This window comes from Motiliproteus coralliicola, assembly GCF_003345655.1.
In the GTDB taxonomy this organism is placed as follows: domain Bacteria; phylum Pseudomonadota; class Gammaproteobacteria; order Pseudomonadales; family Balneatricaceae; genus Motiliproteus; species Motiliproteus coralliicola.
The window spans coordinates 343,138-368,020 of sequence record NZ_QQOH01000002.1; the positions used below are offsets into that span (position 1 = coordinate 343,138).

Annotated in this window: 18 protein-coding genes; 10 read left to right on the plus strand and 8 right to left on the minus strand. The window is 57.2% G+C overall.

Features of this window, described 5'->3' with window-relative positions; translation table 11 throughout:
• Positions 1-263 precede the first annotated feature (263 nt).
• Positions 264-1,370 carry a GGDEF domain-containing protein gene (locus tag DV711_RS08400; RefSeq protein WP_114695230.1) on the plus strand — a complete coding sequence of 369 codons (1,107 nt, stop codon included), beginning with the start codon at positions 264-266 and terminating at the stop codon, positions 1,368-1,370.
• Positions 1,371-1,454: 84 nt separating this feature from the next.
• Here the strand turns inward: DV711_RS08400 and DV711_RS08405 are convergent, their stop codons facing one another.
• From DV711_RS08405 to DV711_RS08415, 3 genes are all read right to left on the minus strand, one after another.
• Complete coding sequence (locus DV711_RS08405; RefSeq protein ID WP_114695231.1) at positions 1,455-2,183, minus strand: response regulator; 729 nt, start codon at positions 2,181-2,183, stop codon at positions 1,455-1,457.
• Positions 2,173-3,573, minus strand: a complete 1,401-nt coding sequence (locus DV711_RS08410; RefSeq protein WP_114695232.1) for an ATP-binding protein — start codon at positions 3,571-3,573, stop codon at positions 2,173-2,175. Before DV711_RS08410 ends, DV711_RS08405 begins: the two co-directional genes overlap by 11 nt.
• Before the next feature lie 65 nt (positions 3,574-3,638).
• Complete coding sequence (locus DV711_RS08415) at positions 3,639-4,277, minus strand: hypothetical protein (RefSeq protein ID WP_114695233.1); 639 nt, start codon at positions 4,275-4,277, stop codon at positions 3,639-3,641.
• Between the two features lie 216 nt (positions 4,278-4,493).
• Between DV711_RS08415 and DV711_RS08420 the strand changes: the two genes are divergently transcribed.
• The 7 genes from DV711_RS08420 (at position 4,494) to DV711_RS08450 (ending at position 13,462) form a co-directional block, all read left to right on the plus strand.
• Entirely contained in the window at positions 4,494-6,779 is a 2,286-nt protein-coding gene (locus DV711_RS08420; RefSeq protein ID WP_114695234.1) for a Tex family protein, read from the plus strand.
• A 363-nt stretch (positions 6,780-7,142) separates the two neighbouring features.
• Positions 7,143-8,168, plus strand: a complete 1,026-nt coding sequence (gene dctP / locus DV711_RS08425; RefSeq protein ID WP_114695235.1) for a TRAP transporter substrate-binding protein DctP — start codon at positions 7,143-7,145, stop codon at positions 8,166-8,168.
• 93 nt (positions 8,169-8,261) lie between these two features.
• Positions 8,262-8,792, plus strand: coding sequence for a TRAP transporter small permease (locus tag DV711_RS08430; RefSeq protein ID WP_114695236.1), 531 nt, complete (start codon positions 8,262-8,264; stop codon positions 8,790-8,792).
• A 14-nt stretch (positions 8,793-8,806) separates the two neighbouring features.
• Positions 8,807-10,111: a TRAP transporter large permease gene (locus DV711_RS08435; protein ID WP_114695237.1), complete on the plus strand. Its 1,305-nt coding sequence runs from the start codon at positions 8,807-8,809 to the stop codon at positions 10,109-10,111.
• Between the two features lie 27 nt (positions 10,112-10,138).
• The gene (locus DV711_RS08440; RefSeq protein WP_114695238.1) at positions 10,139-10,636 is read left to right on the plus strand and encodes an asparaginase domain-containing protein; all 498 of its coding nucleotides are present in this window, start codon (positions 10,139-10,141) and stop codon (positions 10,634-10,636) included.
• 19 nt (positions 10,637-10,655) lie between these two features.
• Positions 10,656-12,077: an aspartate ammonia-lyase gene (locus DV711_RS08445; RefSeq protein WP_114695239.1), complete on the plus strand. Its 1,422-nt coding sequence runs from the start codon at positions 10,656-10,658 to the stop codon at positions 12,075-12,077.
• Positions 12,074-13,462: an MmgE/PrpD family protein gene (locus DV711_RS08450; protein ID WP_114695240.1), complete on the plus strand. Its 1,389-nt coding sequence runs from the start codon at positions 12,074-12,076 to the stop codon at positions 13,460-13,462. Before DV711_RS08445 ends, DV711_RS08450 begins: the two co-directional genes overlap by 4 nt.
• 48 nt (positions 13,463-13,510) lie before the next feature.
• Here the strand turns inward: DV711_RS08450 and DV711_RS08455 are convergent, their stop codons facing one another.
• From DV711_RS08455 to DV711_RS08465, 3 genes are all read right to left on the minus strand, one after another.
• Positions 13,511-14,527 (minus strand): LysR family transcriptional regulator, encoded by a 1,017-nt coding sequence (locus tag DV711_RS08455; RefSeq protein WP_114695241.1) that lies wholly within the window; start codon positions 14,525-14,527, stop codon positions 13,511-13,513.
• A gap of 101 nt (positions 14,528-14,628) precedes the next feature.
• Positions 14,629-15,540, minus strand: coding sequence for a YeeE/YedE thiosulfate transporter family protein (locus tag DV711_RS08460; protein ID WP_114695242.1), 912 nt, complete (start codon positions 15,538-15,540; stop codon positions 14,629-14,631).
• An 80-nt stretch (positions 15,541-15,620) separates the two neighbouring features.
• Positions 15,621-16,538: a LysR family transcriptional regulator gene (locus tag DV711_RS08465; RefSeq protein ID WP_114695243.1), complete on the minus strand. Its 918-nt coding sequence runs from the start codon at positions 16,536-16,538 to the stop codon at positions 15,621-15,623.
• Between the two features lie 108 nt (positions 16,539-16,646).
• On the opposite strand from DV711_RS08465, the gene DV711_RS08470 reads away from it, so the two are divergent.
• Together DV711_RS08470 and DV711_RS08475 are read left to right on the plus strand one after the other, a co-directional pair.
• A complete protein-coding gene (locus tag DV711_RS08470) occupies positions 16,647-17,246 on the plus strand; it encodes a short chain dehydrogenase (protein WP_114695244.1) in 600 nt (199 codons plus the stop codon).
• Between the two features lie 227 nt (positions 17,247-17,473).
• Positions 17,474-17,929, plus strand: a complete 456-nt coding sequence (locus tag DV711_RS08475) for a group I truncated hemoglobin (RefSeq protein ID WP_114695245.1) — start codon at positions 17,474-17,476, stop codon at positions 17,927-17,929.
• A gap of 60 nt (positions 17,930-17,989) precedes the next feature.
• Here the strand turns inward: DV711_RS08475 and DV711_RS08480 are convergent, their stop codons facing one another.
• Together DV711_RS08480 and DV711_RS08485 are read right to left on the minus strand one after the other, a co-directional pair.
• Positions 17,990-19,714 (minus strand): hypothetical protein, encoded by a 1,725-nt coding sequence (locus DV711_RS08480; protein WP_133297425.1) that lies wholly within the window; start codon positions 19,712-19,714, stop codon positions 17,990-17,992.
• Positions 19,715-19,784: 70 nt separating this feature from the next.
• Positions 19,785-24,866 (minus strand): diguanylate cyclase, encoded by a 5,082-nt coding sequence (locus tag DV711_RS08485; protein ID WP_114695247.1) that lies wholly within the window; start codon positions 24,864-24,866, stop codon positions 19,785-19,787.
• Positions 24,867-24,883 lie beyond the last annotated feature (17 nt).

Sequence of the window (24,883 nt, forward strand, 5' to 3'; positions counted from 1 at the left end):
CCAAGGGGCTGCTGATAACAGACGGTTGAAAACGAATCCAGCGGAAAGCCCTTGACCCGCCTAGGTCGGTACGCCAACAAGCTTAACATGCATGCCAACTGTCATCCCCCGCAAAGCGGAAATTCCGGGGACATCGAATCCCACATTCTTTATCAGTTTTTATGGTATGTTCAGCGTTTTGCTGTGAAGAGACAGGACAGGGCTGAATCTGCCGTCAGACGTTCTTTTTATCGACGCAGGTTCCCTCGCCCAGGGATTAACGTATGGAAGCATTTCATTGGGATACACATTTTGAAACGGGGTTGGATAGCGTCGATGATCAGCATCGCCACCTCGTAGACAGCATCAATCTATTTGGAGAAAAAATTTCAGCCAATCAGCTCAGCGAACAGGATCTGGGCGAGTTGTTGGGTGGCCTGAAAGATTACGCGATCTTCCACTTTGAAGAGGAAGAGCGCTTTATGATCGACTCGGGTCTCGATCAGCGCCATCTGGATCACCACTTCAAGGCCCATCGAATGTTTCTGGATGATGTGCAGCGTCTATCCAACTCCGATCCAAACAGTTCACCCCAAAGTTCCAGAGACCTGTTGGCCTTCTTATCCCATTGGCTGGCCTTCCACATCCTTGGTGAAGATCAGTTTATGGCTCGCCAGATCCGCTATATCAATCAGGGGATGACACCAGCCCAGGCATTCGAAAAGGGTATTCTGCAGTCCCATGAAGCACTGGGGCCGCTGTTGGAAGCGCTGAACGGATTGTTTGAGCAGGTTTCTCGCAGAAACGAGGAGCTGCAGCACCTTAACGACAACCTGGAAAAGTTGGTACAGCAGCGGACCGTGGAACTCCAACACGCCGTCAAAGAGTTGGAGGAGCTGGCCTTGACCGATGTGCTGACCGGCCTTCCCAATCGTCGGCATGCAATGCGGATGTTGTCGATTCTCTGGGACGAAGCGATCGCATCAGCAAAGCCGCTGAGCTGCATGATGATCGATGCCGATCACTTCAAAGAGATCAACGACGGTTATGGTCATGATTGTGGCGATAAGGTTCTCAAAGAGCTGGCGGTCATGCTGAAAAACTCGGTTCGAACCGATGACGTCGTTGCCCGCCTGGGGGGGGATGAGTTTTTCATCATCTGCCCGAATACCGGCGTCGAAGGTGCCGCCATCGTTGCCGAACAGCTATTGGGAGCAGTCAATGGCCTGACCGTCGCTACTGGTGAGGGGGCCTGGAAGGGCAGTATCAGCGTCGGAGTCGCGAGCCGGCATGAGGGCATGGACAACTACGATGCCTTTATCAAAGAGGCCGATGAAGGTGTTTATCGTGCCAAACGGGACGGCAAAAACTGTATTCGCTACCAGTCCTGATCCCGTTATCGTATGAGTGTTCCAGTAAGCCCTGAATCGGTTGATTCGGGGCTTTTAGTTGCGTGCTGGGATCGGTAGAGAATCTTAGTCCAGCGCATTCAAATCGAGTTGGTAGCCGGCGCTGTAGACCGAGCGGATCAGCGATGGGCGTCCGCCTTCGTCGGCCAGTTTGGCCCGGAGCTTACGGATATGGCTGTCGATGGTCCGGTCGCTGACGATCCGTGAGTCGGGGTAGATCCGGTTCATTAATTGTTCTCGGGTCAGTATCTGGCCGGGCCGTTGCAGCAACGCCTGCAGCAGTCGGAATTCTATGACGGTCAGCAATACCTCCCGATCGTGGAGCTTAGCGCAGCAGCGTCCTTCATCCAGTTGCAACGGCAGTTTGCTGTTGGTTCCGGTGCTGTCGGTTTCGGCACCGGCTTCCGATGAGGTTTCCGCCATCTTGCCGGGCTGGCGTCGCAGCACCGCTTTAACCCGGGCGACCACTTCGCGAAAGCTGTAGGGCTTGCAGATGTAATCATCGGCGCCGGATTCCAACCCCAGCAAACGGTCGATCTCTTCGGTTCGCGCGGTGGCCATCAATACCGGCACAGGGGTGAAGGTTCGCATCTCCTGCAGCAGCGAGAGTCCGTCGCGTTCCGGCAGCATCTGGTCCAGCAGAATCAGGTCGGGCTGATGTTGCTTGACCCAATCGATTACGCCGCTGCCGCTGAACAGGCAATGCACCTGATAGCCTTCGCGGTGCAGGTAGTCACGAAGCAGCTCGGCAACTCGCTGCTCGTCTTCGACCACCAAAATCTGTTTAGCGTGCATCGGTGAGTTCTCCCGGTAATTCGATCTCGATTCTAAGGCCCCCAAGTTCACTATGATGGGCCTCGATCCGACCCTGGTGGGCCTGAATAATATTGCGGCAGATCGCCAGACCGATACCAAAGCCGCCCAGGCTACGATTGCGCGACCGTTCGACCCGGTAGAGTCGGTCAAACAGATGCGGCAGGTCGCCGTCGCCGACGCCGGGGCCGGAATCCTCGACCAGCAATTGAATAGCGGGGTCGGCGCGTTGCAGGCGGATGCTTAGCTCGCCGGGCTGATCGGTATAGCGCAGTGAATTGGTCAGCAGGTTATCGATTACCTGGGTCAGCCGCTTCTGGTCGGCGATGATCTCAATGTCCGACTCGAGTTCACAGCTCAGTTTGAGTTGTTGAGCCGACAGCTGAGTTTCGAACTTGCCCACGCATTGGCGCAGCAGTTGGTCGATCCGGCAGGGTGCGGTTTCCAGCTGCAGCGCGTCCGGTTCGGATTGCCACAAGGCTTTGAGATCGTCGACCAGATGGTTGAGCCGGTCGATATCCTGGCTCAGTAGTTCCAGCGTGGCGGGAGTCATCTCCCGCAGGCCATCCTGTACCGCCTCGATCTCACCGCGCATCAGGGTCAGCGGTGTCTTCAGTTCGTGGGAGATATCCTCAACCCATTTGCGGCGGGCCTGCTCGTTCTGCTCCAGGGTTGTAGCGAGCTGATTGAAGTCGCGGCTCAGGTCACCCAGTTCGTCCTTGCTGGTGACGGCGATTCGAGTGCGGTACTGGCCCTGGGTCAGGGCTCGAGTGCCCTGGATCAGCGGTCGTATCGCCCGCTGGAAGTGCTGTGCCGAAATCAGTGCCGCCAGCATCGAGACCAGCACCATGATCACGGCGATGATCCAGAACTCGCGGGTCTGGGCCTCGATAAAGGTGATGGTGCCGTCGCCGAACTCGTCTTCTCGGATACCCAACCACCCCAGGGGCTGACCATCCTGTTCGATCGGCTGCAGCCTGGCTGGTGCATGCGGGTCATAGTCGCCGTAAAGCGGGTGGCGGTCGGGGTCGATAATAAAGATCAGCGGGACGAAACCGTACTCCAGTTCGGCCAGCTCCTCCTCCGGGATCTCATCGAGTAGCTCAGCTTCGGATTCCCCCTCCCACAGCAGACCTTCCAAGGCCGCCGCCAGTATCGGGTCCTGCTCCAGAAACTCGAAGCTGCCGTGACGCTGGTGGAGCTGTGCCAGGCGTTGGCTAAGCTTTTCCATCCGTTGGGCGTTGACCTCGCTGAGGTAGTCGCTGACACCAACCTCGAACGAGGAGAGGGTGAAAAACAGCATGCTCAGAATCAGCGCAACACTGGTGGTAACCAGGATCAGGAACAGTTTCAGGCGTAGGGTTAGCTGCACGTTGTTACTCGTTAATGGGGATGTGCGATGCCGAGGGGCACTGCACATCCCTTGGTAGCCGGGACTTATTCAAACTCGATCGAGCTCAGCTCAAGCTCTTCATCGAGGTTCAGGTAATCATCCAGGGTTCGCTGCACCAGCTCCGAGCGCATCGCCTGACGCGACTTCTGCCAATGCTCCAGCGAGGCCAGTTGGGTAGGGCTGAGGTCTTGATTACCTGGTAGGCTCTCATGCTCAAGCAATTGGGTCTCCAGATCAACCAACTGTTCGGCAACCTGTTTGAGCGCCTGATATTCGGCCACGGCCGGTGCGGTTTGTTGGTGTTGGGCCTCGAGGTATTCCATCGCCAACTGATCGGCTTCCAGGCTGAGCAGATCGTGTTCAAGCAAGAGTTCGGCCTGCTCGGTACCCCGTTGAATCTGGGCCAACTGGTAATCTTCGACCATATCGTACAGCTCCCAGATCACCTCGTTGTAGAGCTGCGGCTCTTCCTGCTGGAGTTGATCCAGTTCGGCACGCATAGGCAGCCGATCACCCAGCACCTCCATCACGGTTGATTGGGCTTGTGGAAACTGAGACGGGGTTGGGGTGGCCGCCTGGGCCTGGCTGAAACTTCCGACCAGCAGCAGTGCGGCGCCGACGGGTTTGAACCACTTAGCCGATTTGATGGGCTGAGTCAGTTTGGTGAATAGGATCGTTTTCATGTCGTTCTCCTTTAGAACCGGGTTGTTGAGGAGAACTATCGCCGGACTTTGTGCAACAAAGATGCGCAGAATGTGCAAAGTTTGTGCAAATACCTAAGGTCGGTTGGGGAGTAGGGGGAAGTCGTTGCTTCGGTATCCGCGCTTCCGCTAGGCTAGCGGCCTTTACTGCGCGGCAAAGAGACCGGCGCTTACCGTTTTATCGTCAGGGTTGTTGTTATGCTCCATCAACGTATCGCCAGCGAACTGCAGGTCAAACCTTCCCAGGTGGAGGCCGCCGTCAAACTGCTGGATGAGGGCGCCACGGTGCCTTTTATCGCCCGTTATCGTAAAGAGGTAACGGGGGCGCTGGATGATTCTCAGCTACGCCAGTTGCAGGAGCGATTGAGCTACCTGCGTGAACTGGATGATCGTCGCGAGGTGATTCTTCGCAGCATCGACGAGCAGGGGCTGCTGAACGGTGCATTGCGCGCGCAGTTGATGGACGCCGATAGCAAGGTGCGTCTGGAAGATCTGTACCTGCCGTATCGGCCCAAGCGTCGAACCAAGGCCCAGATGGCGCGCGAAGCCGGGATCGACCCGCTGCTTGATCAACTGCTCAAAGGCGACAGCCAAACACCGGAGCAACAGGCCCAGGGCTACCTGAATGCCGAGGCCGGTTATGCCGACACCGAAGCGGTGTTGGCCGGGGCGGCAGCGATACTGGTCGAGCGGATCAGCGAACAGGCCGACCTGGTCAGTCGTCTGCGAGACCAGATCTGGCGCGATGCCGCCCTGCAGGTCACGGTGATCAAGAAAAAAGCCGAAGAGGGGGCAAAGTTTCGCGATTACTTCGACCATCGCGAGCCGCTTAAGCGGGTACCGTCGCACCGGGCCTTGGCGATCTTGCGTGGAGTGCAGGAAAAGGTGCTGACCGCCAAGCTCGATCTGGAAGAACAGCTTGGCCACTACGATAGTCTGGTCAGCCAGCAGGTGCGCTTTGCTGCCCGGGGCCGTTGCGGCGACTGGGTTCGACAGACGCTGGCCAAGGGACTTCGAAGCAAGCTGATCCCGCAGCTGGAGAAGGAGCTGATCGGCCGAATGCGCGAAGCGGCCGAGGAGGAAGCGATCCGGGTGTTCTCCCGTAACCTGAAGCAGCTGTTGCTCAGCGCTCCGGCAGGCCGTCGCCCGACCCTAGGATTGGACCCGGGCCTGCGTACCGGCGTTAAAGTCGCCGTCGTGGACAGCACCGGTAAACTGGTGGCCCACAGCACCATCTATCCCCATGTGCCGCGCAATGACTGGGATCGCTCGATCGAATCGCTGGCCAAACTCTGCGAGCAGCATCGGGTCGAGCTGATCAGTATTGGCAACGGCACCGGCTCCCGTGAGACCGATACGTTGGTCAGCGATCTGTTCAAACGCTATCCGGAGATCAAGGCCCAGAAGGTGATGGTGAATGAGGCCGGAGCGTCGGTCTACTCCGCCTCCGAGCTGGCTGCCAACGAATTTCCGGATCTTGACGTGACGATCCGTGGCGCCGTTTCGATCGCACGACGACTGCAGGACCCGCTGGCCGAGCTGGTCAAGATCGAACCCAAGGCGATCGGGGTGGGGCAGTACCAGCACGACCTGAATCAGACCAGACTGGCCCATAGCCTGGATGGGGTGGTCGAAGACTGTGTAAACCAGGTCGGCGTCGATCTGAATACCGCCTCCGAAGCGTTGCTGGCCCGGATCTCCGGTCTGAGCACCACCCTGGCTCGCAATATCGTGGCCTACCGCGATGAAAACGGCGCCTTTGCCAACCGGACCGCCTTGAAAAAGGTCGCCCGCCTCGGCCCCAAGGCGTTCGAGCAGGCCGCCGGCTTCTTGCGGATCCAAGACGGTAAACAGCCTCTGGACGGCTCGAGCGTGCACCCGGAAGCCTACGATCTGGTCAAAAAGATCGCGGCCGAAAACAACCGCACCCTACCGAGCCTGATCGGCGACGCGGCCTTTTTGCGTAACCTCAATCCGCAGCGCTACGTAGATGATCGCTTTGGTGACTTCACCGTGCGGGATATCCTCAAAGAGCTGGAAAAGCCCGGCCGCGATCCGCGTCCCGAATTTAAAACCGCGCGCTTCCAGGATGGGGTCGAAAAGCCCAGCGACCTGAAGCCGGGTATGCGCCTGGAAGGGACCGTCACCAACGTGGCCAACTTCGGTGCTTTCGTCGATATCGGCGTCCATCAGGACGGTTTGGTGCATATCTCCCAGTTGGCGGATCGCTTCGTCAAAGATCCGCAGGATATCGTCAAACCCGGCGATATCGTCCAGGTACGGGTGCTGGAGGTGGATCTGAAGCGACAGCGGATCTCGCTATCGATGAAGCGCGAAGAGTCCGGGACCCATCAATCCAAGCCGAAACCCAACCGGCCACAAACCGCTCCTAAGCCTTCGGCGCGAGCGAGCAAACAAGCAGCGACATCGAGCGTTGGTACCTTCGGCCAGCTGTTGCAGCAGGCGCAGAAGAAGAAACGTTAGATCGAGCCAACTAGTTCGTTAACGAACCTTTCCTAGCGGCCGGTAGGTGCATCTGTATGAGGGCAGCTGCCGGCTTTGATATGTCCTGAACCTTTCTCAGCGGTATCGATTGCCGCTGCAATTCGATCCTGTTCGGTCTACCTATTTCGCTCTTCCAGTCCTGATCAGATCGGCTGCTTGCTTAATTATCAGTTGAGAAGATCGTTCAATCGTTTCAGCTAATAGTGTGTATAAGAGATTCTGATTCTTCTCGAAGCACACTACCGTTCCCCTCTTAATAGATCCCAGAAGCAATAGCACAGCCATCTGCCCAATTGCTTTATCCGGCGACACAACAATAACTTTAATAGCGAGGAAATCCTGATGAGGAGTTCTATCAAGCACATTGCCAAACTTGGTATGGCCACCCTGGTGGCCGGTGCGCTTACTGTTACCGCCACCAGCGCCTTGGCTGGTACTAATCTGCGTCTTTCACATTCGGCTCCTCCGGGATCAGAGCGCGATCTCTGGGCCAAAGAGTTTGCCAAGCGTGTTCAAGAACAGACCGATGAACGGGTCAAATTCAGGGTTTATCCGGCCAACCAGTTGGGCGACTGGGAAGAAACCTACGATCAACTGACCCAGGGCTCCATTGATGCGGCGGTTCAATCGCTATCGACCAAATACGACAAGCGTCTGGGAATCTCCTGGTTTCCCTATTCGGTCAGCGACTATAAGTCCGCCGAGCAGGCGTGGAACGTCGGCGGTTTCCTCTTTAACGTCATGGACAACCTGCTGGAGCGCCAAAACCTAACCCTGTTGGCGCCCTACGCCAACGGCATGGGCGGCATGGCCGTGGGCACCAGTGTCGAGCAGCCTGAAAACCCTGATGCGGACCACAAATCGTTGAAGATCCGGGTTTGGCCTTCCGGTGCCGCGACCCATCGACCGGTTCTGGAGCGTTTGGGCTACAACACCACCACCATGCCCTGGGCTGAGCTTTACACCGGCGTTCAGACCGGCGTTATCGACGGCATGATCGGCGGCACGCCTGAAAATGCTGTGCGCGACTGGAACGGCGTAGTGAAAACCTGGGTACAACTGAACGATCACTTCGAAGTGAACTGGCTGGTGATGAATCGTAAATCGATCAGCCGAGTCTCTGAGAAAGATCGTGAAATCATCCGAACTATCGCCAAGAACATTGCGACCGAGCGATTCGAACGGGTTGCCCAGGCGGATGAAGAGTATCGCCAGAAACTACGTGACAGCGGTGTAACGGTGGTGACCTTCAACGATGCCGAAATGGAAGCGATCACGCAGGCGGTTCGCAAAGATGTCTGGCCTCAAATCAAGGATGAGCTGGGTGACGAGCTCTACCAGCTGATTGCCGAGCAATACGCCAAGTAAAACCTGTGAAATGCTGCCATGCCGCTTAATGAGCGGCATCGGCGGCGACTGAACGCTGCTTGACTAGGCAGGTTCAACAAGAAGGTCTCTATCATGACGACAACTACAATAAGAGACGTGAAGAAAGCTCCCTCTCTTTCATCCCTATGGCAGTTCAAACTGCGTCTGCAGCGACTGGTGATGTTCTCCACCAGTGTCGCTTTCACCCTGCTGGTGTTCGTTCAGGTCGTATCGCGCTACATCTTCAACTACTCCTTCTTTGGGATCGAAGAAGCAGCCAGCTACCTGGCCATCATCATGTACTTTATTGGCGCGGCCTACGGCACCCATGCCAAAGGGCATATCTCGGCGGGATTGGTCGATACCTTTTGCCAGCCGGGCCGGCTGGTTGATATAGCTCACATCATCACTCGTCTTATTTCTGCACTGCTGTGCGTCTACCTTTGCCGGGAAACTCTGGAGTTGGTGCAGTTCAATCTGCAGATGGACGTGCGCTCGGTCGAGTTGCGGGTACCGATGGCCTGGATCTATATCGGCATGCTGATCGGCATGGCGCTGATGGCCTTCTACTTCATTGTTGAGATGGTCGAAGCCTGCATCGACCTGTTCAAGCACAGCCACTGATTGAGGACATATCCATGAGTGCTATCGTCATTTGGGACGTTGTCCTGTTAGTTGTGCTGATGATGATCGGGGTGCCCGTCGCCTTGACCTTCGTTGCTGCAGCACTGTTTCTGATTGTTATGGGGGATTACGGCAACACCTCCTTTATGGTCACCTCCGGATTCGCCAAGACCTCTTCGATGGTGCTGCTGGCGATTCCCCTTTATATCCTGGCTGGTTCCATCATGACCAACGGCGGCATCGCCCGACGGATGCTCGAATTGGGCGACAGTCTGTTTGGACATATGCGTGGCGGTCTGGGGGTCGTAACGGTAGTGACCACCGCCGTGTTCGGTGCGATCTCCGGCATGGCTTCTTCGGCGGTTGCTGCAATCGGTTCGATCATGATTCCGCGCATGGTGGAGAAGGGCTATGACCGTGGCTATGCCACCTCGCTGGTCTCCTGCTCAGCGGTGCTCGCGTTGCTGATTCCACCCAGTGCCACGATGATCCTTTACGGCTGGGTTACCAGTACTTCCATCACCGCGGTCTTTCTGGCGCCGGTATTGCCAGCCTTACTGTTAGTTTCGCTGTTCTGTTTCTGGAACTTCATCTTGACCCGCAACATGCCGCTAGTCGTTGAGGAAAAACTGAGCTTCCAGCAAGCCAAAGAGAATGTGTTTCTGAAAGCCCGTAAAGCCGGTTTCGGTTTGGCTATGCCGGTGATCATTCTCGGCTTTATCTACGGAGGGGTGACCACGCCGACTGAAGCGGCAGCCGTTGCGGTGATGTACGCGATCCCGGTGGCGTTCTGGATCTACAAGGAGATGGATTGGGGCTCCTTCTACGAAGCTGTTTGGAAGGCGGCCCAGGTGACGGCGGTACTGATGCTGGTGATCTTCTGCGCCACCATGTTGGCTCGGGTCCTGACATTTGAGGATGTGCCCCAACAGATCCTGGAAACCCTGCTGTCGATTACCGAGAACAAAATCCTGCTGCTGTTGTTGGTCAATCTGTTCCTGCTGATGGTTGGCATGTTTATGGAGGATGTCTCCGGCATTCTGCTGGCTGCCCCCCTGTTGCTGCCAGTCATGAACGAGATTGGTGTCCATCCGGTTCACTTTGCCGCGATCATCGCGACCAACCTGGGCATGGGGCTGATTACGCCGCCGACGGCACCGATTCTGTACTTTGGCACCCTGATTGGTGGGGTGAAGCTTCCGCAGGTGATCAAGCCCACGCTGGTGTTCGTGTTCCTGGCCTACCTGCCGGTGGTACTACTGACCACCTTTATTCCCGAGCTGGCATTGTGGCTGCCGCGTATGGTTACCGGGCTTTGAGCAATCCGTTTGGATACTGGAGGATTTATGGATGATTTAAATTCCCGATTTCACCTGATCGCTACCGGTGGAACGATCGACTCCTACTACAACGTCGACAGCTGTACGCCGGAGTGTTTCGAAGAGAGTGTGTTGCCGCATTACCTGCAACAACACGCCATGTTGAGCCGGCAGTCATTTCAATTTACCCAGCTCTGCATGAAAGACAGTCGTGATATCTCGCCACAGGATCGAGAGGCGATGGTTGAGCGGATCTGCAGCAGCCCAGAGCGCTCGATCGTGCTGACCCACGGCTCTTTCACGGTGTTTGAAACCGCTCGGTATATTGCAGACCGACAGGGTTCGTTTACGGATAAAACCGTAATACTGACCGGCGCATTGAAGCCGATTGATGGATTCGTCCACGGCGATGGTCTGTTCAATTTGGGGGCTGCAATTCTGGCATCTCAGCACGCAAAACCGGGTATTTACGTTTGCATAGAAGGGCAGCTTTATCTGCCGTCCGATCGAGAGAATTGGCACTGAGCCACAGGAGAATTAACTGATGCGTATTGAACATGACGCCCTCGGCGAGCGCCAACTGGATGAAGCGGTCTACTATGGAATTCAGACTCAACGAGCCAAAGAGAATTTTGATATCTCAGGTAAAACCATCAGTGATATCAAAGGATTCATTCGTAGCATTGCGCAGATCAAGAAGGCCGCGGCGATCGCGAATTGTAAGGTGGGTGTGCTGAGTGAGCAGATCAGTGATGCTATCTGCCAGGCAGCTGACGAAGTGGCGGCCAACCCTGATCCCGCCGCTTTTGCCATCGATATCTACCAGGGTGGCGGGGGTACCTCAGCCAATATGAACCTGAATGAGGTGTTGGCCAATCGGGCCAATGAGATTCTGACCGGCAGCAAAGGGTACGATAGGGTTCACCCCAACACCCATGTCAACATGGGTCAGTCCACCAACGATGTGATCCCGGCGGCGATGAAGATCACCGTCTATCAGTCACTGACGTTGCTGGAACAGCGGCTGATCCAGTTTATCGGCTCGCTCGAAAAGAAAGAGCACGAGTTTGAACAGGTGGTAAAGCTGGGACGCACCTGCTTTCAAGATGCACTGCCGGTTACGCTGGGACAACAGTTCAGCGGCTACCGCAGTGCCTTTGAACGTATGGTTGTTGATGTCAGAGAGGTTCGCGAGAGCTGTTTGGAGTTACCGTTATCGGCCACGGCTATCGGTACCGAGTTCGGCACTTTCGATGGCTATAAAGACCACTTGTTCCAGTCGCTGCAGCAGGTGACCCATATCGACTTTGAAGTCGAGCCGAACCTGTTCGACGGGCTGCAGAATGCCGACGTCTGGATCAAGGTGTCGGCGGTGACCAAAGCGATCGCTTTGAATCTGAATAAGCTGGCGGCGGACCTGCGCCTGATGTCATCCGGTCCCCGTGCAGGACTGGGTGAGATCAGCCTGCCGGCGGTACAGCCCGGTTCGTCGATTATGCCGGGTAAGGTAAATCCGGTGATGCCGGAGATGGCGATGCAGGTCTACTTCCGAGTGCTGGGTAACGATGTTGCGGTGACCCGGGCCTGCGAGGGCGAGTTGGACTTGAATGTCTGGGAATCGTTGATCTTGAATTGTGTCACCGAATCCTGCGATCTGCTCAGTGGTTGTTTGCCGCTGTTGGCAGCCAAGTGCATCGATGGCATCCAGGCTAACCACAGCAAGTGTCAGGCGGATGCTGAACAGTCGCTGGCGCTATCCACGGTGATTGCCACGCTGTTCGATTACCAGACCGCATCGCGACTGGCCAAGAAGGCGGAACTGGAGAATAAGACCATCAAACAGGTGGTGATCGAATCCGGCATCATGTCGGTGGAGGAGGCCGAGCGCTATCTTGATCCCTTGATGATGACCTCGCCGGACAAATTCAATGCCTTGTTTGCCACCAAACGGGAGATCTGTGCATGAGTTCGCAAAGCCCGATTCTGGTCCAGGCCGCAAAGTTCCTGCAGGAGGTCTGTTTCGCAGAGATTCCTGAGGACGTTCGGGTCACGTCCAAGCAGGCCATCCTCGACTATATCGGAGTCGCGATACCCGGCAGCGATCAGCCGGTCACCCGCAACCTGCTCAATTGGGCACTGAAGCGAAGTTGGGCTGAGACCTCCACGGTGATCGGGCGCTCGATGAAGCTCGACGCCGAGCATGCGGCCTTGATCAACGCCACCGCAGGACACGCCCTCGATTTCGACGACACCAGTTGGGCCACCATCGGCCATCCGACTACGGTAATTGTGCCCGCTTTACTTGGTCTTGCCGAAGAGTCCGATGTCTCCGGTGAGGCGTTGCTGGTGGCCTATGTCGCAGCCGTTGAAGTGACTCACAAAATCGCCGATCTGATGATGCCCGATGCTTCAGAAAACGGCTGGCATACCACGGGTATTTTCTATTCGCTGGGTAGTGCAGCCGGGGCTTGCAAACTATTGGGGCTTGATCAACAGACCACGGTCATGGCGCTGGCACTGGCGCTATCGAAATCCAGTGGTATCCGCAGTAATTTCGGAACCCAAGCCAAGCCCTACCATGCCGGTATGGCGGCCAAAGCCGGACTGGAAGCGGTCAGCCTGGCCAGGGACGGGGTCACGGCTTCTGAGACTGCACTGGAAGGGGCGGATGGCTTTATCCAGTGCTTCGCCGGCGCTGCGCTTGCTCAAACCACACGGGAGTCGGCTAAACCGGTGATGTTTGGCATCGGCTGGGATATCGTGCGACGGGGTTATGCTTTCAAGAAATACCCCAACTGCAGCGGCAATCACCCGGCTCTCGATGTGTTGTTTGCGCTTCTGGCCGAGCGACAGATTCGTGCCGATCAGGTGGAAAAAATCCATTGCGGAGTCAGTCTGTTGGGGCCGAAAGAACTGGTCTCCCATCGGCCCCGATCACCGGTCGAGGCCCGGTTCTCGTTGGAGTTCTCCATCGCCTGTGCGTTGGTGTACGGGCAGGTCACGCTGGATCAGTTCTGCGAAGACTGCATTCTGGATCCAAGGGTTCAGTCGTTGATCGAACGGATCAGCATGTCGGTAGACGACGACCTGGCCAAACTGGGCTTTATCGGGACCGCACCGGTGAAAATCTGGCTGACCTTGAAAGATGGCGAAGAGATCTATCTTGAGAATGATCTTGCCCGCGGCAATCCGGAGAAGCCATTCAGCAATCAGGAATTCTCCGACAAATTCCGCCGTTGTACCCAGGGGTTGCTCCCTGAGGCGCAGGCGGAAAGCCTGCTGGCGCAGCTGTTTCAGCTTGAGCAGGTGACATCGGTAAGAGAGCTGTTGGCGTTAACGAAGGTCTGCTGATCGGCTGAATCGCCCGTCCACGAGAGAAACCCGGCCTTTGCCGGGTTTTTATTTGCGTTCTCCTCTGGCCAGAGCCCGGGCATTCTCGTCGATCACGAACTCGGAGACCGTCCACGGGAATCGGGCCTGGATCTCCGGCAGTAACTGTTGTTCCAGCTGGCGAGCACATTCTGCCAGGATGGTATCAACCAGATGCTGGTATTCGTTGTGCCGGGTGACGACGTAGATTTCTCGGCTGAACGAAGGCTGGGGCGCTGGTTGCATATGCACTTCGGGCAGCATGTCTTTGCACTGGAGCAGGCATAACGGCGATGACACGGCCCACCCCAGTTCATCGGCCACCATCGACAAGACCACCCGGGTGGTATCGGCTTCTACCTTCACCGGGACCGACATTCGCATCCGGGAAAAATGGGTCTCGGCGATCCTGCCTGAGGCCGAGCGTCGGGAGTAGCGAACCAAGGGTTGCTCACTGCTGATCAATTGCTGCCAGGTCACCGGCTTTCCAACCAGTGGTGAATGCTTCGATAGCACCAACAGGTGGGGCTCCTGGCACAGGAAATAGCGGCTCAGGCCATCGATACCATCCAGTGGATCGCTGGTGATAATGATATCGACCTCCCGATCCAGCAGATCCTTGGCGATGTTGGGTGATATCCCGCTGAGTACCGATATCTGTCGGGTTTGGGTGGCCAGTAGGCGTATCAGTGCCGGTGCAACATTGGTGGACAGGGAGTCGATCACACCGATTTTGACGATCGGTTTAAGCTCATTGCGTTCCCGGATCAGCGAGACCGCTTCTTCGAGGTCAGAGAACTGTCCTTCCAGTTGTTCTTGCAGCAACACCGCTTCCGGTTTCAGAGCAATCGGCCGCACTTCGCGATCAAACAGGCTCACACCCAGGGTGTCTTCGAGTTTCTGAATATTCTGGGATACCGATGACTGGCTTAGCCCCAACGCTTTCGAGGCCCGGGTAAAGCTGCGGTGCTGACAAACGGCCAGAAAGGTTTCCAATGTTTTGCTATATAGCAGCGAGTGGATGCTTTTGGCAGCAGGGGATGGCATGGCGGGAACCTAACAACTTGATAATTATTATAAAACTGACGTAAGTACACTATCTCAGTAATTACTCTGCAATGGTAGTTCATCGGATGATGGGCTGAAGCTCAGTCTCGGAATAAGCGTCGGCGTAGATCGAGGCCTAATCCAATGCCGACCAACATGGCGATAACTGCAACAACCCCAGCGGGTGACAAGGCGGGAAGTGCGAGCAGCAGCTGCGAGTCGTTGCCGCCGAGGGCCAGGGCGGCACCAACTCCCATCAGCACCCCGGCGACCAGGTGGGCCAACCATGCCTGAAGCTTAGGCAGTTGCAGCTGGAATTGTCGGGTCTTCCAAGCGGCGAAAACCATCCCGCCCAGCAGTGCCAACAGCAAGGCGTAGTCGGTCGGAGCAGGCCAGCGTAACTCATCCTGGTGTAGCAGGGCGGCGCTGAGGTTGCGGAGGAATCCACTGGGTGGCCAGCTGGAATTGAAGAGAAACAAAAACCCCGCCAGCAGTCCGATCCCCATCATGCTGAACCACAGTTTTCTACGGGCGTTGTGACTCCTTAAGGCCCAGACTCCAAGCCCTAAGGACAATGCGGCGTGTACGCCATAACTGAGCGGTGAAGGCGAGCCGAGTTCGGCGGGTTCATACGGTGGTGGCCAGTGAGCCAAGGCGCACCAGCCTAAAATCCAGCCCAGCAGGGTGGCGCTCATCTGCAGTTGACCGCGGGATAATCGATTCAGTGTTGAGACTCCGCAGCCTTGATTCAGGGCGCTGCCCAAGCCAAACAATAAGCCACCGACGGCAATCCAGCTATCGGCGGAAACGGCCCTGAACGGCAGTGGCAGCCCCACCGATTGGCCGACAAACACGGCGATCCAGGCCGTCGTGCCGGACAGTAGAATCGCACTCAGGAATTCGGGCTTACCCTTGATACTCTCATGCACGCCTCTGACCATGCACAGCCCGATCGACTGGGCCAGATAACCCACCGCAGCGGCGAGGCCGAGTGCACTCAACAATAGGATCATCGCCTCTGCTCTCCTCGCGAGTCAGGCGCTTTTCTTAGGGGTGTTCGTAATTAGAAGAGCGAGTGTCTGAGACGTTACAGTTAATTCGGTGATGGGTTCTGAGGAGATTTTATGTTGTTGATCAGGTAACTGACCAGTTCGCTCAGTGCCGTGTTTTTCATGCGATTGGCCGGATAGACCAACGAAACCGGTATCGAAGACAGCTGGAACGGTTCCAGAATCGGAACCAATTGGCCACTGTCCAAGTAGCGCTGCACAAGGAAGTCAGGCAGATGCGCAATGCCGTGCCCATCGGCGCAGAAGTCAGCGGCAATGGAGCCGCTGTTAACTTCCACCGGGCCGGAGACACTGACGTGTTTCTCAGCGCCATCTTCGGTATAGCGCCAGCGACCCGGGGTGCGATTCGACGTATCGATGACACACCGGTGTTCGCTCAGCTGCTTCGGGTGTATCGGTCTGCCATAGGCCTTTAAGTACTTAGGGCTAGCGACGTAGAGCACGTTCAGCTCGGTCAATTGACGCCCGATTAATCGTGAGTCAGGAAGCCTATGCACTCTAACGGCGAGATCGATACCTTCTTCCACCAAGTTCACGTAGCGGTTGATCAACATCAGCGTGAACGAAACCGAGGGGTGCTGTTTTACAAACTCGCTCAGTAAACGGGTGATGCCGAGTTGTTCCGCGTCTGGTGGAACACTGATGCGTAAGTGCCCGGCCACGTTGTGCTGTTGAGTGTCGGCCCGGTTTTCCAGCCTATCGAGGCGCTCCACCAGCTCTTGGAACTGCTCTAAGTAGTAGTGGCCTTCGGCGGTGAGACTCATCGCGCGCGTGGTTCGGTACAACAATTGGCATCCAAGGTGTTGCTCTAAATCAGCTACCTGTTTGCTGACCGCTGAGACGACAATCCCTATCCGATTTGCCGCCTGACTAAAACTTCCCTGTTCAACAACGATCTGAAAGGTGCGAATCGCTTTAACAATATCTATTTTTCTATTCATTGGAATAATGATTTCAAATTTGCACTGTTTTTCAATTTTAGATCGGTAGTTAGCCTTAGCTCAATGTTAACTCAGGCCGATTCAGGCCGATTGGAAATGGTGACAAACATGAAAATTCTACTGGTAGGTGCTTCCGGCACGATTGGAAAAGCCGTTGCAGAGCGTTTGAGCGTCGATCACGACGTGATCAAGGCGGGTTTTTCTGATGGTGATGTCACCGTTGATTTGAGCAGCGCGGCGTCGATCGAAGCGATGTTCAAACGGGTGGGGCAGATCGATGCTGTGGTTTCGACGGCGGGCGTCGCTAATTTCGCCACATTCGATCAACTCCCGGATGAAGAGTATCAACTGGCGCTAGGGAACAAGCTGATGGGCCAGGTAAATCTGGTACGAATCGGGCGCAATTTTATCAACCAAGGGGGCTCGATCACATTGACTTCAGGCCTGCTGGCACGAGAGCCGATGCCGGGTAGTGTTGTTATCAGCATGGCTAATGGTGCACTTGAAAGCTTTGTCAAAGCCGCCGCACTCGAGTTGGATACGCTGCGCCTCAATGTGGTATCCCCTGTGTTTGTGAAAGAAACCATGGCGATGATGGGCATGAGCACCGAAGGCGGGCTTTCAGCAAGCGATACGGCCAAGGCCTATGCTGCCGCCGTGACAGGATCGATGCATGGCGTCACGTTGGATGCATCTGCTTATGCATAGTTTTTGATGGCTGTGGCACGGTGACTTCAGCTAGCACCGTTGTCGATGCCCTGGACGCTGACAGCAGGGTGCGGTTCGCAGGTTCCTTAGTCGATCGCACCGTCGCTGTCCTATACTTCTAGGGCTGTTTTCACTCTATCGCGGGCATGCCCATCGGCAGCTCCGATAACCCGGGTCGTATATCGAGGCCGATCTGTAGCCCGCCTGCCATTCGTCAGGAGGTTACTATGTGCAGAGTCATCCTCACCCTGAGCCTTGCCCTGTTCCTGCAAACCGCCCACGCCGATAACCATGGTTCGATGGAAGCTAAGTCGCTCTACGACCGGCTCGGAGGGATTGCTCCGATATCTGTGGTGGTCAGTGACTTTATCGATGCGCTGGTGCCGGATACGGCCTTAAACGCCAATCCCAAAATCGATGCGGCCCGTATGGCTGTCCCGCCGGAGTATCTGAAATACCATGTCACCGCGATGGTCTGCCAGGTAACCGGCGGGCCCTGCCAATACCATGGGCGTGACATGAAGTCTTCCCATGCCCATCTGGCCATCACCGAGAAGGAATGGGATCGGATGGTGGAGATATTCCTACAGATACTGAGTCGTTATGGCGTTCCGGAGAAGGAGACCCAGGAGCTGCTGGAGATCGTCGGTAGTACCAAGGGAGATATCGTCACGATGCGATAGGTCGTGGTGGCCGCATAGGTTTGAGGCTATGCGGCCATCCTTGCATTCCTACATCGAGTGTTACGGCTTGTGGAAACTCACCTGCAGGTCGTTACCCACGATGCTGAAGGTGGGCTCAACCCCGTCGATCGAGCTTCCGGCAAACTGCTCCGCAGAGAAGCCGGACAGACCGCTGTTGGAGAGAATCGTATAGGCCTTGTTGTTGGCAAAATTCTCATCCTTGGGCTGACTGAAATAGAAATACACCGGCTTGGAATGCAGGCTCAATTGGCCGGATACCGTTAGTCCGGTCGTTTCAGATTCAAGCCGAATCGCGATGACTCCGCCGGTCAGATCCAGTCTGTCGAGGGTTAGCCCGGTGGCATGGTCACGCAGATCCAGCTCAGCATTGTCGTACAGCTGAACCTTAGCCGTGTCGCCGGATGCGTTGCCGTAGAACACAATCCGACCACCATGGCCACCGTGACTGCCGCCATAGGCGATCAGGGTCGAATTGCCGGCGCTTGCCGTGTCCGAAAACAGGGTGTAGCCGCCGGCGGCTTGGGGCAGATAGGCTCCCAGATTGTAAATGGTCGCGTTGCCTGCCGTGGGTACCTGATCCCCTCCGTTACCACTGCCGTAGACCGAAAATTCGGTGTAACCGGCGGCTCCCTGCTGGGTCTCCCCGGGGTGGTTCCAGATGCAGGCATTACCGGCCGTCGGGTAATAATCGGTCGGCAGGTTGATCGAGAAGATCGTATGGCCGGCCGTCGACTTATTTTTAATCGCGCTGCCGTAGTTGATGATGCGGGCGTTGGCCGCGGTTGGAGAGCCGTACTTGGCACTGAACTCAGCATGGCCGCCGCCGCCCTGCTCTCCCTCCCTGGCACCGTAGTTGTAGTAGGCGCCATTGCCTGCCGATGCGCCCTGGGTGTTCATATGTGGGGGGTTGTTATTGAAGCTGGTGACGCCGCCATAGGCGCCGGCCGCCTTCGCCGCGTAGTTGTGGAACTGGCCCTGGCCGCCATCGGCCGTAGCGTCAAAGGCGACGTCGCCGCCGTTGGCCTTGGGATAGGTGCCGCCCCAGTTGTTGTAGATACCGTAAGCAGCAGTGGAATTTCCGTAGAACTGGGTATTGCCGCCATCGCCGCCGGAAACGGTGCCGCCGACATTGATGAAGTTGGCATTGGCAGCCGTTGCGGTATCGTGAAACACCACATTGCCGAAGGTATCACCGTCCAAACCCAGCGAACCGTAGATGGTAAAGCGAGCGTTAGCCGCCGAGGATGAGTTGCAGAAACTGACTTCACCGCCGACGGTACTGTGCTTGGGCGGGGTCGCCGCCCCGGTCCAGACCTTGAATGAGGCGGAGCCGGCATTGGCCTGATCACAGAAGCAGATAACGCCGCCGCCGTAACCTTGCTCCGTTACCGGGCCGGCGCAATAAAACAGGTTATCGCCCCCCGCCGTCGCTTCGTTGGTGAACTTCAGCTGTGGGTTGCTGAAACCGTGGCTGGTGGCGGCAACCACTAAACTCTGGCGGTTGTAGGAATGATTGCTGACCCCTTGACCGGAGATGGTTAACGCCGGTGTGTCGGAAGGACCGAACAGGAAGGTATAGGCGGACGCGTTTTCGGAGAACTCGATGGTCTCGACCGTCGCGTCGCTGGTGTTGGAAAAGCCGATTGAGGTCTGGCTGGATGGGCCAAATTCGGCGTTGACCGGGGGATCCTCGGAGGGGGTCCAGTTCTCTGACAGATTCCATTCCCCGCTGGCGGGCTGGCTGTTCCACATTGATTTCGTCATCTCTGCTCCTGAGTGGCAAGTAGGTGTTGCCGGCTGGCTGTCAGGCGTTAGCCACGCCATGATTAAGTCGTCAAATGGGGATGCCCGATGCCAACTGCACCTGGTTGCGTCCCATCTTCTTAGCCTGATAAAGGGCGATATCCGCTTCTCTGAGCAGATGCTCGACACAGGCGCTCGCTGTCGGAATCAGGGTCGCGGCCCCGGCACTCACGGTAACGACGTCGCCAACGCTGGAGTGGGCATGTTCGATCGCCATCTCCTCGACCTCACGACGAATCTTTTCCGCCACCTGGATCACGCCGTCGAGGTCGGTATTGGGCAGAATCAGCATGAACTCCTCACCGCCGTAACGCGCGACCATATCGGCGGGTCGCAGCAGCTGAGCTTTGATGAGTTGAGCCACCGCGACCAGGCTGTCGTCTCCCGCCTGGTGACCGTAGTTGTCGTTGTAGGCCTTGAAGTGATCCACATCCAGCATGATCACCGACAGCGGCTGTTTCTCACGCCTTAGCCGCGTCCACACGTCGGCCAGGTAGATGTCGCCGCGGCGTCGGTTGGCGACACCGGTCAAGCCGTCACGATCGGCAAGCCCCTGAAGCTCTTCATTGAGCTGCTCCAGTCGGGCGGTTCTTTCAACCACCTTCTGCTCCAGCGTGCGGGAGTAGTCCTGGACCTGTTCATAAAGGCGTGAATTTTCGATCGCGACCGATGCCTGGGCCGCCAGCAGGCGAATAACCTCTACCCGGTCTTCGGTGAAGACCCGGCTGGCCAGGTTGTTCTCCATATACAGGGCGCCCTCGAAGCGCTCTCGTCGAATGGGAACGCAGAGCACGGAGACCGGCTTGAACAGGCTCACATAAGGATCCTGAATGAAGTCTCCCTCGGTGCCGGCGTCATGGAGTACGATCGCCTCATCACTGTGCAGAACCCGACTGATCAGGGTCATCGGCAGCGGAATCTTGCCGCCATCGACATGGTTGACCAGCGAATAGGCGGGAACTGCGAGTTCGGGCCGCCCCGCCTCCGGAAGTTTGGCGGCTTCCACCATCAGTTGTCCGGCATCGCGAACCACCAGGCAGCCCCACTGCCCACCGGCGTTTTCCAGCAGGATACCCATGGTGGTTTTGAGTAGCCGTTCCAGCACCATCTCACCGGAGATTTCCCGGGACGCCTTCATCACGGAGGACAGATCGATATCCCGGGCTTGTCCGAGGTTATCGGCACTATGGGTCCCTACCAGCAGTTCTCGTAATACCGGGAATTCCTGCTGCAGCAGGTCGACCTTGCGGTGGGCACCCCAGCGGTCATAGAGTCGATGGGCGCCTCGCAGGTAGCCTTCAGCGGAGCGGTTTCGACCGCGGGACAACAGGAGTCGCGCCGCTCGCTCGCAGGCGGTCGCTTCGTCGCGCAGAAAGCCGCTCTGCTGAGCCGCATCGATGGCGGCATCATAGGTTTCCATAGCCGTCGCGTGGTCGCCATCGAGGCGCTGTAACTCCGCCTCCATCAATAGCTGCAGGTGGCGGAAGTTCGCTTCACAGTTGTTGGCCCAGCGCCGCATGCGATCAAGATCACGTTCGAGGCGCTTGCGGGTCCGGGTCTGCTCTTCCGCAGCCATGTTCGGATACTGGGTCACCAGTGTCAGGAACGCGACGATATAAAAACGCACCAGTTGCGGCAGCGACATGGCGGACTTCATCAAGCCATCCTGAACCCGTACATGCTCGAGGGCTCGGTCGTAATCGCCGTAGAGCAGACAGATTTCAGCGCTGTAAATATGGTAGTTGGCGATGCCGGTCATGAACTGGCGCTGACGCATCCCCTCCAGGCACTGGGCTTCGTCGAAATCATCGTCGCTGAGGCTGAATGGGGAGTGGGTTAAGCCAAGCAGGTTGCGCTGTAACTGATAAAACAGCATGCCGGAATCGAGTGAGTCCTGATAGGCACACTCACGCACAATCTCCAGATTCTCGGCGTGCAATCGGTGGGCCGTTTCCAGATCCATCGACGGGTCCCAGATCACACAATCCTGGGCACTGTAGGCCAGGTAGAGCAGGTCGCCCGACTGGTAGCCCGCTTCGATACCTTTGCGGAACCAGCTCGTCAGACTCGACCAGTGATTGCTCCAATGGTGCACAAACATGGCGTGGACATAGATCATCCGGGCTCGCAGGGTGAGGTCATCGTGGTGTTCGCTGATGGCCAGACCGACGCTGGAGTATTGATAGCCCAGCGCGGGGTCGTCCAGCTCACCGCATAACAGCATCCCATAGGAGGCATAGGCAAAAGCCGACTCGGGGCAGTTGCCGTGGCGTAGCGACAGGTTGACCGACTTCAACACCAGATAGGGGAACAGGTTGCCGCTGCCGGAAAGGAAGGCTGCGGCAAAAATTTCCATTAGCAGACGCATCGCGCTCAGGGTGTCAGGGTCCTCCACCGGAGCCGCATTGACCAGATCGGATATCGTTCGGCCAGCTAGGTTTTCCAGCACCAGCTGACGTTCCCGGGCAATATCTTCCGCTGTCGGCTGCTCGGAAAATTCGACCCCCAGCAGTGCCAAGCCCTGAATCGCCGACAGGATCGAGTCCTCCATACGGCCCAAGGTGGCGTACTGGCGTGTCCGCGTGGCCAGAATATCGCTGCGCTGCTGATCGGAGTCGGCGTGTTCCAGCATCAGCTCGGTCCAGCGTTCGGCCTCCTCGGTGCGTCCTGTCAGATAGGCGCATTGCTGTGTCTCCGAGGCCAGCGTCTGCATCAACGCCGGGGCTTCCTGCCAGGGGCTGGCAGGCAGTAATTCAGCGGCGATCTTGAGATAGTTCAGCGCCGACTCATAGGCTGCCGAATGCTTGGCGCGGATACCCGCACCCAGGTTCATTTCGGCCAGACGCAACCGCTCAGTCGCCACGTCGATCAGGCTGCGTCCTTCGTTGAGGTGACCGACGATGTCGATCAGACGATCCTCAGGTACGCGGTCGCCTGCATGTTGCAGCATCAAACGCCCAACGGAGAGGTGAACCTGCTGCAGCTGCCGGGCGTCGATCAGCGCGTAGGCGGCCTGCTGAACGCGGTCATGTTGAAAGCGGTAACTGGGGTTGAACCCCAATGATTCGACTTTTTCATCCTCCAGGCTTTCGCTGACCAGGCGATAATCGCTATGTAGCGGCACGACCGTGTGCTGTTTGAGGGCCGGTAGCAGCGCTGCCGCGGTATCCGAAAGGGATCGATCGTAAATGACGGCGAGGGTGCGCAGATCGAAGGTGTTGCCGATGCAGGCGGCCAACTGCAGTACGTCCTGGGTTTGAGGCTCAAAGCGGCGCAGATTGCCCAGCATAAATTCGACCACATTGCTGCTCACACCCGACCAGCGAACCGCATCAAGATCCCAGCTCCAGCTACCACTGCCGAGATCCGGGGAGATCACGCCCTCTTTATGCAGCTGGCGCAATAACTCGGTGGTAAAGAAAGGGTTGCCCTGCGCCTTGTCAAAAATCATCTCGCTGAGCGGTCGAGCCTCTTCCAAGTCCCGGCTCACCGCATCGGCGACCAGATGGGCCACCGATTCTCGATCCAGCACCCCGATGGGCAGCTGGCGGATCTGGCTGTTGACCTGCAGGTCATCCAGCAGCAGACGTAGGGGGTGGCCGACACCGATCTCGTTACTTCGATAGGCACCGATCAACAGCAGGTGGCTCAGTTCTCTTGACGTCACCAGCCGGCGCAGCAGCTCCAACGTGGGTACATCACTCCACTGCAGGTCATCGATAAACAGCACCACCGGGTGACCTTCGCCGGCAAAGACCCGCAGGAACGCGATCAACAGGATATGAAGACGATTGCGCGCCTCCGCCGGTGGCAGCTCCGGCACGGTGGGTTGATCGCCGATAATCAGCGCCAGCTCGGGGACTAAGTCCACCACCAGGGCGGCATTGGGTGACAGTGCCTCCAGCAGCCGCCGGCGCCAGTCGGCCAGGCTCTCCTCCGGTTCCGCCAGAACCTGCTGGACCAGCCCCCGGAAGGCTTTGGCCAGGGGAGTGTACGCCTCGGCCTGTTGAAATTGGTCGAACTTGCCTTGGACTAGAAACCCTTTCTCATGAACCAGAGGACGATCCATCTCGTTCACCAGTGCCGACTTGCCGACTCCGGAATGACCATGAACCAGGCAGAACTCCGAGCGCCCGGCCACCACGGCTTCGAACAATTGGTGCAGCTCGTTGAGCTCCGATTCACGACCGTAGAGGCCTTGGGGCACCAAGAACTTCTGGACCACATCCCGCTGACCCAGCGGGAAGGGTTCGAGCTCCTTACCGGCGGCCAGTCGGTCGGCACAGTACTCAAGGTCGTGGATAAGGCCTTCAGCGCTCTGATAGCGGGCCTCGGGGCTTTTCTCCAGCAGCTTGAGGATGATCGCTGACAAGGCCTCGGGCACGTCCGGACAGAGCTGGTTCGGGGCCGGCGGCAGGCGGCTGATATGGCTATGGACCCACTCCAGCAGATTGTCCGCCTGGAACGGCAACCGTCCGGTCAGCAGCTCGAACAACAGAATTCCGAGTGAGTAATAATCCGATCGGTAGTCCAGATCCCGGTTCATCCGTCCGGTTTGCTCCGGCGAGATATAGGGCAGGGGGCCCTCCAGGCGCCGCGACATCTGTACCGCCTGGCGCTCCTGATCCAATTCGGAAGCGATGCCAAATCCTGCCAGCGCGATTGAGCTGTCGTCGGGATCATAAAGCACATGTTCGGGCATCAAGGCCTTATGCACGAAGTCATGGGCATGGATTCCGCCCAGGGCGCGCACTATCAATAGCGCGATCTCTAAACATTCGAGCGGCGGCAGGGCGCCGCTTGGGATACCGGCAAGGCGGGATCTGAGGGATTGTTCGAACGGTTCACCGATCAGGGCCAGATTGCCGCTGCCATGGGGCAGCACGGCGTAGACCTTGCGGACCCCCTCGACCTCAACCAGGCGTTGTGCGATGCCCCCTTCACGCCGAATCCTGGCCACCTGCTGTCGATCCGGGTATTCAGCATCCAGGGTCTCTATCGTGACGGCCCTGTTATCGGCACGGCGCCTTGCCCGATAAGCGACCCGTCCGTCGGCGCGCCACAGCAACGATTCGAGTTTGTAACCGGGAAGTCTGGGGCCCAAGTACGGCATCTCTGGTCTCAAAAAAT

Coding starts and splice junctions, on each gene's coding strand:
- DV711_RS08400 (WP_114695230.1), top strand. CDS start 264: ATGGAAGCATTTCATTGGGATACACATTTTGAAACGGGGTTGGATAGC.
- DV711_RS08405 (WP_114695231.1), bottom strand. CDS start 2,183: ATGCACGCTAAACAGATTTTGGTGGTCGAAGACGAGCAGCGAGTTGCC.
- DV711_RS08415 (WP_114695233.1), bottom strand. CDS start 4,277: ATGAAAACGATCCTATTCACCAAACTGACTCAGCCCATCAAATCGGCT.
- DV711_RS08420 (WP_114695234.1), top strand. CDS start 4,494: ATGCTCCATCAACGTATCGCCAGCGAACTGCAGGTCAAACCTTCCCAG.
- dctP (WP_114695235.1), top strand. CDS start 7,143: ATGAGGAGTTCTATCAAGCACATTGCCAAACTTGGTATGGCCACCCTG.
- DV711_RS08430 (WP_114695236.1), top strand. CDS start 8,262: ATGACGACAACTACAATAAGAGACGTGAAGAAAGCTCCCTCTCTTTCA.
- DV711_RS08435 (WP_114695237.1), top strand. CDS start 8,807: ATGAGTGCTATCGTCATTTGGGACGTTGTCCTGTTAGTTGTGCTGATG.
- DV711_RS08440 (WP_114695238.1), top strand. CDS start 10,139: ATGGATGATTTAAATTCCCGATTTCACCTGATCGCTACCGGTGGAACG.
- DV711_RS08445 (WP_114695239.1), top strand. CDS start 10,656: ATGCGTATTGAACATGACGCCCTCGGCGAGCGCCAACTGGATGAAGCG.
- DV711_RS08450 (WP_114695240.1), top strand. CDS start 12,074: ATGAGTTCGCAAAGCCCGATTCTGGTCCAGGCCGCAAAGTTCCTGCAG.
- DV711_RS08455 (WP_114695241.1), bottom strand. CDS start 14,527: ATGCCATCCCCTGCTGCCAAAAGCATCCACTCGCTGCTATATAGCAAA.
- DV711_RS08460 (WP_114695242.1), bottom strand. CDS start 15,540: ATGATCCTATTGTTGAGTGCACTCGGCCTCGCCGCTGCGGTGGGTTAT.
- DV711_RS08465 (WP_114695243.1), bottom strand. CDS start 16,538: ATGAATAGAAAAATAGATATTGTTAAAGCGATTCGCACCTTTCAGATC.
- DV711_RS08470 (WP_114695244.1), top strand. CDS start 16,647: ATGAAAATTCTACTGGTAGGTGCTTCCGGCACGATTGGAAAAGCCGTT.
- DV711_RS08475 (WP_114695245.1), top strand. CDS start 17,474: ATGTGCAGAGTCATCCTCACCCTGAGCCTTGCCCTGTTCCTGCAAACC.
- DV711_RS08480 (WP_133297425.1), bottom strand. CDS start 19,714: ATGACGAAATCAATGTGGAACAGCCAGCCCGCCAGCGGGGAATGGAAT.
- DV711_RS08485 (WP_114695247.1), bottom strand. CDS start 24,866: ATGCCGTACTTGGGCCCCAGACTTCCCGGTTACAAACTCGAATCGTTG.